Source organism: Pseudomonas sp. Irchel s3a18, assembly GCF_900187535.1.
Taxonomy (GTDB): Bacteria; Pseudomonadota; Gammaproteobacteria; order Pseudomonadales; family Pseudomonadaceae; genus Aquipseudomonas.
In genome coordinates this window covers 23,083-33,548 of sequence record NZ_FYDV01000026.1, presented here as the reverse complement: position 1 = coordinate 33,548, position 10,466 = coordinate 23,083, and the positions used below count along the sequence as shown (strand labels likewise).

8 protein-coding genes are annotated in these 10,466 nt (G+C 62.0%); 7 read left to right on the top strand and 1 reads right to left on the bottom strand.

Annotated elements, in window-relative coordinates:
- Positions 1–55 precede the first annotated feature (55 nt).
- The 7 genes from CKW29_RS24225 to CKW29_RS24195 all read left to right on the top strand — a co-directional run bounded on the left by CKW29_RS24225 (position 56) and on the right by CKW29_RS24195 (position 9,275).
- On the top strand, positions 56–691 hold the full coding sequence (locus CKW29_RS24225) for an NADH:ubiquinone oxidoreductase subunit N (protein WP_095147329.1): 636 nt from the start codon (positions 56–58) through the stop codon (positions 689–691).
- Between the two features lie 203 nt (positions 692–894).
- Positions 895–2,406 carry a YdgA family protein gene (locus tag CKW29_RS24220; RefSeq protein ID WP_095147328.1) on the top strand — a complete coding sequence of 504 codons (1,512 nt, stop codon included), beginning with the start codon at positions 895–897 and terminating at the stop codon, positions 2,404–2,406.
- A gap of 235 nt (positions 2,407–2,641) precedes the next feature.
- Entirely contained in the window at positions 2,642–5,110 is a 2,469-nt protein-coding gene (gene pgaA, locus CKW29_RS24215; protein ID WP_095147327.1) for a poly-beta-1,6 N-acetyl-D-glucosamine export porin PgaA, read from the top strand.
- 12 nt (positions 5,111–5,122) lie between these two features.
- Positions 5,123–7,123 carry a poly-beta-1,6-N-acetyl-D-glucosamine N-deacetylase PgaB gene (gene pgaB / locus CKW29_RS24210; RefSeq protein ID WP_095149260.1) on the top strand — a complete coding sequence of 667 codons (2,001 nt, stop codon included), beginning with the start codon at positions 5,123–5,125 and terminating at the stop codon, positions 7,121–7,123.
- Position 7,124: 1 nt separating this feature from the next.
- Entirely contained in the window at positions 7,125–8,483 is a 1,359-nt protein-coding gene (pgaC, locus tag CKW29_RS24205) for a poly-beta-1,6-N-acetyl-D-glucosamine synthase (RefSeq protein WP_095147325.1), read from the top strand.
- Positions 8,480–8,989: a poly-beta-1,6-N-acetyl-D-glucosamine biosynthesis protein PgaD gene (pgaD, locus tag CKW29_RS24200; RefSeq protein ID WP_095147324.1), complete on the top strand. Its 510-nt coding sequence runs from the start codon at positions 8,480–8,482 to the stop codon at positions 8,987–8,989. Before pgaC ends, pgaD begins: the two co-directional genes overlap by 4 nt.
- Before the next feature lie 106 nt (positions 8,990–9,095).
- Positions 9,096–9,275, top strand: coding sequence for a hypothetical protein (locus tag CKW29_RS24195; protein ID WP_095147323.1), 180 nt, complete (start codon positions 9,096–9,098; stop codon positions 9,273–9,275).
- A gap of 2 nt (positions 9,276–9,277) precedes the next feature.
- Here CKW29_RS24195 and CKW29_RS24190 read toward each other — a convergent pair whose 3' ends face one another.
- On the bottom strand, positions 9,278–9,877 hold the full coding sequence (locus CKW29_RS24190) for a hypothetical protein (protein ID WP_256577106.1): 600 nt from the start codon (positions 9,875–9,877) through the stop codon (positions 9,278–9,280).
- Between the last annotated feature and the right edge of the window lie 589 nt (positions 9,878–10,466).

Genomic DNA, 10,466 nt, shown 5'->3' with positions numbered 1-10,466 from the left:
TCCGCGCGCGTGGATCCGGTGGTCAGGGCTTGCGCAGGTCATGGGGATTCCAATAATGAAAAACCCTTATGCTCTCGGTTTCTGGTGCGCCATTGTTGCGTTGGTGCTGCTGTCGGCAACGTATTTCTATGGCGTGATGCTGGCTTACCCGCTCGACAAGGCGTTGATGTTTCTCGACAGTGCCAGCGCGCTGATCGGGGTCATGTCGATCGCAGTCGTCGCCTGGGCTGCGCTCCAAGGCCATCGGATCAAGAAAAAACAACTCGAACAAGGCAAGACCCTGGTGCTGATCTGGGACACCAAGGTGGCGTTGCGTCGGGTTGAAACCGTTTTCGACCGCTATTTCTGGGGCAGTTACTGGCAACCGGGCCGTACCTTCCAGGAAGTCATGGGCGAACTCACCGGCACCCCGCTGGAAAAAAGCCTCGAAGCCCTCAAGGTTCAATGTCGGGCGCTCGACCAGCAGGCCAGCGGCGAAGGCTGGCACTGGCAGAAAAATGCCCGCGAACTCTCTGACGTGGCCACGGCGATGGCGCGCGAACGCTACCAGCTGGACTTCTGCGACCCGCGTTCCGAGTCGCCCAATGGCGCGGTGATCAACCGGGATTTCGAGGTGCTGGTGTACACCTGGACCGCCCGCCTGAAAACCTTTGATCACCAACTGGATGAGATGGAAACGCAGTATTCCTGAGCTGGCGCCGATCCTTCCCACGCCCGCGCGTGGGAGCGATCTCAAATCAGTGTCGGTGCACGCATTAACCCTTATTTTTTGCGTCGTGCTGCGCACCCGGTGCTAATCTGCACTTCACTTTTGTACGAAGTCGAGCCACGGCCTGTCATGGGTTCAAGGAAGACGACTACACCTTCAACAATGGACAATTGATCAGGTCATTCATGAATAAATCAGCAGGCGTACTTCTTGGAATCGTCGTGGCCCTTGGTGCAATCAGCGCAGGTGGCGCCTGGTACACCGGCACCAAGCTCGAAGGGGTGCTGCAAACCTCTCTCTCTGATGCCAACAAGGAGCTGCAAGCGGCGATGATCGGCTCCAACGGCACCGCGACCCTGGAGCTGGTGTCGCTGGAGCGCCATCTGTTCAGCAGCACCGCCCGCTACCGCCTCAAGGGCCAGGGCGAGATGTTTGGCGAGCATGCTGACGGCGTCGAGCTGCTGTTTGCCGACCGTATCGAGCATGGCCCACTGCCATTCTCGCGCTTGGTCTCGCTGAAATGGCTGCCAGTGATGGCCACCAGTCATTACTCCCTGGAAAAGACCCCGCTCACCGAAAAATGGTTTGCCGCCACCAAGGACGTGTCTCCGCTCAAGGGGGTGGTCAACCTCGGCTACGACCGAGCGATCAGCGGCACGCTTGAATTGCTGCCCGTCGACGCGGCGCTGGATGACCAGTCCACGCTGAAGTTTTCTGGCTTGAACATGGAAGTCTCGGCCAGCGCCGAGGCACAGAAGGTCAAAGCCACTGGCTACATGGACAACCTGACGCTGACCAGCGTTGCCGAAGATCAGAGCCCGGTGAAAATCGAAATCAATGGCCTGACCATGGCCAGCAACCTCAGCAAAAGCAGCTACGGCTACTACCTGGGCGATAACACGGTCGAGATCAGCAATACCCGCACCACCTTCGGTGAGCAGTCATCGGTGCTGAACTTCAAGAAAACCGAGATGAAGACCATCACCAGTGAATCGGGTACCAACGCCGCCGGACGTGCCGACTACCGCATTGGCGAGGTGACGCTCAACGACAAGGCCATTGGTTCGGCGAAAATGGCCTGGAGCATGAAGAACCTCGACATCCCGTCGACCTTGTCGCTGGTGCAGGTCTACCAGGCCAAGCTGCAACCGTACGAAGCAGCGGCCGCTGCTGCAGAAGCCGCGGGTGAACCGCTACCCGAGTTGAACCTGACGGAAGCCGAACAGGTCCAGGTCAAGGCCGATCTGGAAAAGCTGCTGGCTGCCCAGCCGCAAATCGCCCTGGAGAACTTCTCGTTCACCACCCCCAATGGCGAAAGCCGCGCCAGCCTGGTGATCGACCTGACCAAGCCGCAATCGATGGAGCTGCCGGAAGACCAACTGGTCCGCCAGCTGATAGCGCTGCTGGACTTCAACCTGCACATTTCCAAGCCGATGATCACCGATCTGGTGAGCGTGCAGGCGCAACTGGAAGGCCAGACCGACGCCAAGGCGATTGCCGAGCAAGCCACCGCGACCAGCGACATGGTCAGTGGCATGGCTGTCGGTACGCAACTGGCGACCCTGGACGGCAACAACATCGTTTCCAAACTGCACTATGCCAATGATCAGGTGGACTTCAACGGCCAGAAAATGACCGTCGATCAGTTTGTCGGCTTTGTGATGAGCAAGCTGGGTAACACCGGCGAGATCCAGTAAACAACACGCTACACGGCCTCAACGAAACGCCCGGCCATCCGTTCTCGCGGATGGACCGGGCGTTTTGCTGTGTAGGACGATTCTGAAGAAATATGCGGATTCGTCTTTTGGCTTTCTCCGACATGGAAGACTTCACCGCAGGATAGCTTGGCGGTGTCATAGGGCACCGGCCGCCTGATATGTAGTGATCAGGGGAACCCATCGCTCCAGCTTTCCTCGTACAGGAAGCTTGCGAATGTTGCGTACCCCTCACTCTTACCTGCGCCCGATCATCGGCATGGCGCTGTGCAGCCAATTGCTCTGGTCGTCGCTGGCGTTTGCCGATACGGCCTACGACGACCTGGTCCGCCAGGCCCGGGCGGGCCATTACACCCCCGCGCTGGGCGTGCTGCGTCAGGTACCTGCCAGCCAGTTGACCACCGGCCAGGTCAGCGATCACCTGCAGATTGCCAGTTGGGCCGGGCTCGACAGTGAAGTGGTCGACGTATATGAAACCCAGGCTCGCCATCGGGTGTTGCCGGTTCAGGCCCTGACGGCCACGGCGCGTGCCTACCGCAACCTCAAGCGCTGGGACTCGGCCACGGCGCTGTACCAGAAAGCGTTGGCGCGTGACCCCAAAAATGCCGACTTGCAGTTGGGGCTGGCACTGACCGAGGCCGATGCCGGCCAACCTATAGAGGCTGTCAACCGCACCAAAGCCCTGGTGGCGGCCAAACCTGAAGACCCGACTCGCCGCCTGGCCCTGGCGTATGCCTTGACCCGTGCCGGAGCGACCTACGACGCATTGTTCGAGTATGACCAGGCGTTCATGCGCGCCGGTAACAACCCTGACGTGGCCCGCGAATACGTGATCGCCCTGCAACGGGCGCGCTTGCCAGAGCCGGCCTTGCGCCTGGCCCGTCAACGCCCGGGGTTGATCGATCCGACCCTGTTGCGTCGTATCGAAGGCGACGTGGCCGCCGAGCGAGTACGGCTGGCGGAGCTGGCCACGCGCAGCGAGAAGGAACGCTACCTCATCGCTGACCGTGCCATGGCCGACTACGACCAGTTACTCAAGACCTGGACCCCGGACGCCCAGGCCCACGACGACGTGACGCGCTGGCGCATCGACCGCATGGGGGCGCTGAAGGCCCGCGCGCGTACCGCTGAGGTGATTGGTGACTACCAGCAACTGACTCGTGAAGGCGTGGCGATGCCGACCTATGCGCTGCGCTGGGTCGCGGCGTCTTACCTCGATCAACGCCAACCTGAGGTGGCCGTCGACCTGTATCGCCAGGTGCTTGCAGCGCCGGATGCCGATGCTGGCGATCGCCTCGAAGACAGCACGGCGTTGTATTACGCGCTGCTCGAAAGCGATCAGCCGATGGAGGCGCGCAAGCTGGCCGAGAGCCTGGCCCAGAGCCAGAAGCCGCGGGTCGAGCTCAAGGGCCTGCCGGTGGGCAACCCCAACGATAAGTGGATGGACGCCCAGCAACTGGCCGCCCAGGCCGGTACCTATGGCGCCGATTTGCCCACGGGCGAGCAGCGCCTGGCGACGTTGGTCGAGCAGGCGCCAGGCAACACCGGTCTGCGTCTGGCCCAGGCGGATCTGTACCGCGCCCGCGACTGGCCGCGCCGTTCGGAAAGCCTGCTCAAGGAAACCGAAAGCATGGTGCCACGGGATGTCGGGCTGGAAGTCGGGCAGGGGCACACTGCGCTGGACTTGCAGGAGTGGCGCCAACTCGATGCCCTGACCGATGACGTGGGGGCACGCTTCCCGGACAACCGCCAGGTACAGCGTCTGCAGCGTTTGCGTGAAGTCCATGACATGGCCGAGTTGCGGGTGTCGACCTATGGCGGCAAGAGCTACGGCGGCGGTGATAACGGCGCGGGGGCCGTCAGCGGCACCCGGGACTTCGGGATCGAGACCCTGCTTTACAGCCCTCCGATCGACGAGGATTGGCGTCTGTTCGGCGGTGCCGGCTACGCCACTGGTGACTTCCAGGAGGGCACCGGTCACCACCGTTGGCAGCGTCTGGGTGTTGAGCGGCGAACCCGCGACATGACCCTGGAGGCGGAAGTCTCCAATCACGCCTACGGCTACGGCAACAAAACCGGTGCGCGCGTGGCACTGGCCCGGGACATCAGCGATCACTGGCAGTACGGCGCCAGCCTCGACTACCTGTCGGCTGACACTCCGCTACGGGCCTTGAACAGTGACATCAGCGCCAATGGCGGCAGCGGTTTCGTGCGCTGGCGCGCCAACGAAAGTCGTGAGTGGAAGCTGGCGCTGAGCCCGTCGCATTTCAGCGATGGCAACAACCGCTTCGAAGCGTTGCTGACTGGCCGCGAAGGTGTGTACAGCGCGCCAGGCCTGCAGGTCGACCTGGGCCTGGAGGTCGGCAGCAGCCACAACTCGAAGAATGCCGACGTACCGTATTTCAACCCCAAGTCCGACTTCAGCGTGTTGCCGACGGTGAGCGCCAACCACGTGCTTTATCACCGCTACGAAACCTCGTGGAGCCAGCAGTTCCAGGCAGGCGCCGGGACGTACAGCCAGCGCGACTACAGCACGGGGGCCATCGGCCTGCTCAGTTACGGCCAACGCGTCAGCTGGAACGACGTGTTCGAGGCCGGTGCCGCCGTGAGCTGGCTCAACCGACCCTATGACGGTGATCGCGAAAGCGATCTGCGCCTGGTCATCGACCTCACTTATCGCTTCTAGAAGAGTTAGATCATGCCTGCAATGACACGCTGCATCCTGCTGCTGGGGGTATTGCTGCTCACCGCTTGCGCCCAGCAGGCCCCGGCCTTCGCGCCGCCGTCGGAACGACCGCTGGCCGCCAATGAAAAGCCGTGGCCGAAGAACCACGTGCTGGGCATTGCCTATCACGATGTCGAAGACCGCGACCCGGACCAGGCTGTCGTGGCCGTGCGCACCGAGCGCTTGATCGAGCAGTTGGCCTGGCTGCGGGAGAACCACTACCAGGCGGTTACCGTCGACCAGATCATGGCGGCGCGCAACGGCGGTCCCGAGCTGCCACCCAAGGCGATCCTGCTGAGTTTCGACGACGGATATTCGAGCTTCTACACCCGTGTCATGCCGGTGTTGCGGGCCTACCACTGGCCGGCGTTGCTGGCACCGGTCGGCAGTTGGGTCGACACACCGCTCAAGCAACCGGTGGACTTTGCTGGCACCCCGCGCCAGCGTTCGGACTTTCTGACCTGGGCGCAGGTTCGCGAGATTTCCCGTTCCGGGCTGGTGGAAATTGCCGCTCACACCGACGCCAACCACAAGGGCGTGCTGGCCAACCCACAGGGCAACCTGCAACCGGCGGCGGCCACCCGTCGCTACGATGCCATCGCCAAGCGTTATGAAACCGAGGCTGAGTTTGAGCGCCGCTTGCGCAGTGACGTGGCCGCCATCTCGGCGAAGATTCGCGCCGCCACCGGTTACGCCCCCCGGGTCTGGGTCTGGCCTTACGGCGCCGCCGACGGTACGGCGTTGCGCGTCGTGGGCGAGCAGGGCTACCAGATGGCGCTGACCCTGGATGATGGCCTGGACAGCCTCGATAACCTGATGAGCAGCCCGCGCTTCCTGGTGGCCTCGGACCCGGACGGCGAACACTTCGCCAACAGCATCGTGGCAGTGCAATCCGACTCGCCGATGCGCGTGGTGCATGTCGATCTGGACAATGTCTATGACCCGGATCCGGCGCAGCAGGACATCAACCTCGGCAAGCTGATCCAGCGCATGGCCGACATGGGCGCCAACACGGTGTTCCTGCAAGCCTTCGCTGACCCCAAGGGTGACGGGCTGGTGCATTCGCTGTACTTCCCCAACCGTCATTTGCCGGTGCGCGCCGACATTTTCGACCGCGTCGCCTGGCAACTGCGCACGCGCGCCAACGTCAAAGTCTTCGCCTGGATGCCCGTGCTCAGCTTTGACCTTGATCCGGCCTTGCCCCGGGTGACCCGCTGGGACCCGGCCACTGGTAAGGCCTCGGTAGATCCCGACCAGTACCGGCGCTTGTCGCCATTCGACCCGAACGTGCGGCGGATCATTGGCGAGATCTACGAAGACGTCGCGCGCCTGACCTCGGTCGACGGCATTCTCTACCACGACGACGCCTTGCTCTCGGACTTCGAAGACGCCAGCCCCCAGGCACTGCAGGTCTACGCCGCCAATGGCTTGCCTGGCTCGATGGCGGCACTGCGTGGCGACCCGGCGACGATGCAACGCTGGAGCCGCTTCAAGAGCCGTTACCTGATCGACTTCACCCATGAACTCACCGCCAGGGTCCGCGCCATTCGCGGGCCCCAGGTGCAGACCGCGCGCAACCTGTTTGCCGAGCCGATGCTCAATCCATCAAGCGAAGCCTGGTTTGCGCAAAACCTCGATGACTTCCTGGGTGCCTACGACTGGACCGCGCCCATGGCCATGCCCCTGATGGAAGGCAAGACCCGTGAGCAGTCCGGGGCCTGGCTGGAAACGCTGGTGGCCACTGTCAAGTCCCGTCCCGGCGCGCTGGACCGCACGGTGTTCGAGTTGCAGGCCCGTGACTGGACCCGCCAGGACGCAGCGGCAGCGCTGGACGGTAAGCAACTGGCGGATTGGATGGGGCGCCTCAAGCGCCAGGGTGCCACCAGTTTCGGCTATTACCCGGACAACTTCCTCGAGAACCAGCCGGACCTGAAAACCGTGCGTCCCGCGCTCTCCAACAAATGGAATCCCTGACATGCTGGACAGACTGCTAGCCCTGTTGGTACTGGCGATCGTGCTGGGGATTCCCCTGGGCGTGATCTTTCTGGTTACCGGGCAATTCCTGATGGACTTCGTGTTTTTCTATCCCCTGTTCATGTCCGGGCTGTGGATCGCCGGCGGCCTGTATTTCTGGTTGCACTGGGAGCGTCACTGGCCGTGGAAAGCTGACACGTTGCCGCCGCCACTGGCCGGTGAACCGCTGATCTCGATCTTGATCCCTTGCTACAACGAGGGTGACAACGCCGCCGACACCATTCACGCGGCGCTCGGCCAGCACTACCCGAACATCGAAGTGATTGCGATCAACGACGGCTCCAAGGACAACACGGCCCAGGTTCTGGATGCCTTGGCGGCCGAGGATCCGCGCCTGCGGGTGCTGCACCTGGCGGAAAACCAGGGCAAGGCCGTGGCCTTGCGCATGGGCGCAGTTGCCGCGCGCAGCGAGTACCTGGTGTGCATCGACGGTGATGCCTTGCTCGCACCGAACACCGCGGCCTACCTGGTGGCACCGATGCTGGACAACGCCCGTCTGGGCGCGGTGACCGGCAACCCACGCATTCGCACCCGTTCCACACTGGTTGGACGGGTTCAGGTCGGTGAATTCTCCTCGATCATCGGTTTGATCAAGCGCACGCAGCGGGTGTTCGGCCGGATCTTTACCGTGTCCGGGGTGATCGTTGCGTTCCGTCGTTCGGCACTGCACCGGGTGGGCTACTGGAGCCCGGACATGATCACCGAAGACATCGACATCAGCTGGAAGCTGCAACTGGACCACTGGAGCATCTTCTACGAGCCGCGCGCACTGTGCTGGATCCTCATGCCGGAAACCCTCGGTGGCTTGTGGAAGCAGCGCTTGCGCTGGGCCCAAGGGGGCGCCGAAGTGCTGTTCAAGAACATTCGCGGCATCTGGCAGTACCGCCATCGTTACCTCTGGCCGTTGCTGTTCGAATACTGCCTGTCCACTGGCTGGGCCTTCACCTTTTTGCTGTCGGTGGTGTTCTGGGGCGTGGGCAAGTTCGTTGACATGCCAGAGGCCATTGCCGTGCATCACCTGCTGCCACCGGCCTTCACCGGGCTGCTGCTGGCGATGGTCTGCCTGCTGCAGTTCGCGGTCAGCATTCTGATCGACCGCCGCTACGAGCGCGGCCTGTGGAAAGTCATGTTCTGGGTGGTCTGGTACCCGCTGGTGTTCTGGTTTATCAGCCTGCTCACCACCTTGGTCAGCTTTCCCAAGGTGCTGTTCGGCCGACATCAGAAACGAGCGCGTTGGGTTAGCCCCGACCGTGGCATCAAGCCGCTGAACGATGACGATGAAGAGGTGCTGGAGAAATGAAAATCATCAGAACCCGCCAACGACCTTTCCTGGTAGTGGTCGACGTGTTTTTCACGGTGCTGGCCTGGATTGGCTTGCTCTACTTGCTGGTACGTGGCCTTTGGCCGCTGCTCGACACCCGGGGTGGACCGCGTATCGATGTCTCGGTGTTCGATGCCCTCGGCACCCTGCAGATTTACCTGTGGGTGGCGCTGCTCAATGCGGTGATCCTGATTTCCTGGGCTCGCTACCAGCAACGCAAAAGCAAAAGCTTCTCCCGGCGCCGCTTGCCGGCACCGGTGGTCGACGACAAAGGGCTCAAAGCCAGTTTCAAGTTGTCCGCCGAGCACCTGACGCAACTGCGTTACCCGGGAACCATGGTGATCCACAACGATGAAGCGGGGGATGTCAGCCATGTGGTGACCGGCTGCTTGCCCATCGATCCGCAGACCCGAAAGCACCTGCCCCCACCGGTATCGCTGGAGAAACCGAAGGCGACGCTTACGCAGACCCGTCACGAGGCTTAGCGGCCCTGTTTTACCGGGCAATGGCGGCCTGAGCGTTCAGGGCATTGGCATCGATCGTGGAAAGCGAGCACTATCGAACCAATTCCTGGCGAGTTGGAGGCCAGCTGTGACACAACGTATCGACCGTATTGCCCAATTGCTCAACTGCCCGATCAAGGGCGAGGAGATGCGCCGGGCGATTACCGAGGCCCGCAAGGACTTTCTCCTCGACGACGAGCAAGAGGATGACGACGAGGACGAAGAAGGTGAACCGGGCGGTGAAGAGAGCGGTACGCCGCACGCCTGACCCTACCACCAGCTGCGGTTGCTCTCCAGTTCAGCCCGGCATTGCTTGAGCTGCCAGTTGTAATCCTTTGCCTGTTGCTCGACCTTGCGCGCGACCTGCATCAGCCAGGGCTTCTGCCGATAACTCTGGCGACTGAACCCGCCGCGCCCTTCGTGGTAGGCCAGGTATTGGTTGTAGGTGTCCCACTTGGAAATCCCCAGCTGGCGCTGGGTGCCGGTGGCGTACCAGCCGACAAACATGATCGCATCGTCGAAGTTGTCCCGCGAACCACCGTTGCCGGTGCCGTCTTTGTACTCGCCCCACACCGGGTCCTGCGCCTGGGCATAGCCATACGCCGAGCTGACCCGGCCCCAGGGAATCACCCACAGCAAATAGTCGCGAGGGGGCAGGGCGTCTTCGACGAAACTGCTTTCTTGCTTGATGATCGCCATCGCCACGTGGGGCGGGAGGCCCCAGGCCTTTTCCATTTCCAGCGAATCTTCGTACCAGTCCGGGTATTGGCGGTAGATGCTGCAAATATTGCTTTGCTCACGTGGCGGCGTCGTCGAGCACCCGGCCAGCAGGGCCAGTGTGGTGAGTAGGGCTAAAAACCGTCGGTGCAAAAATCACTCAATTGGCGACAGGCCAATCCTTGTAGGTTAAAAAGGGGGCTGGATACACCTGCGTGTCGCCCTTTACGCACGAAGTCCGAATGGTTCCCGGGTGTGGCGCGCAATCACTCGCTGACCACCCGGTCAGTATTACGCCATTCAATGCCGTGATCGAGCCGACAGGTCCGGAGTCGTTGGTAGCTCTCAATCATAACCGCCCAGCCGCTTATCTTTTACCCCCTGCGGCATATCAGCAGCCATGTAGTGCGCGTTTTCACCACTGGGAAGGATTGCCGCCCGGCTTGCGTTGGCGCTCCTTGCTCGCACAATCTGCACTCTGCGTGCTTGCGGTTGGCATCGATCCATGAAAACGAGCACTATCGGGGCTCTTTGCACTGCGCTCCAGGCGAGCGATGACGTAGCGAGCGGTAGCGCGCTTGCGCGTAAGCTTGGTCTATGATCGGTGCACATGTCTGTCACCTTGTTCGGTCATCTTGAAACCGCTGGAAATTGCCGGCAGGACTGCTGAAGATGGGTTCCCTGCTTGACGGCAAGGTCACCTCCGGGTGGCACAAGTGGGGGGGCGCCGACCTTGCCTGGC

Coding starts and splice junctions, on each gene's coding strand:
- CKW29_RS24225 (WP_095147329.1), top strand. CDS start 56: ATGAAAAACCCTTATGCTCTCGGTTTCTGGTGCGCCATTGTTGCGTTG.
- CKW29_RS24220 (WP_095147328.1), top strand. CDS start 895: ATGAATAAATCAGCAGGCGTACTTCTTGGAATCGTCGTGGCCCTTGGT.
- pgaA (WP_095147327.1), top strand. CDS start 2,642: ATGTTGCGTACCCCTCACTCTTACCTGCGCCCGATCATCGGCATGGCG.
- pgaB (WP_095149260.1), top strand. CDS start 5,123: ATGCCTGCAATGACACGCTGCATCCTGCTGCTGGGGGTATTGCTGCTC.
- pgaC (WP_095147325.1), top strand. CDS start 7,125: ATGCTGGACAGACTGCTAGCCCTGTTGGTACTGGCGATCGTGCTGGGG.
- pgaD (WP_095147324.1), top strand. CDS start 8,480: ATGAAAATCATCAGAACCCGCCAACGACCTTTCCTGGTAGTGGTCGAC.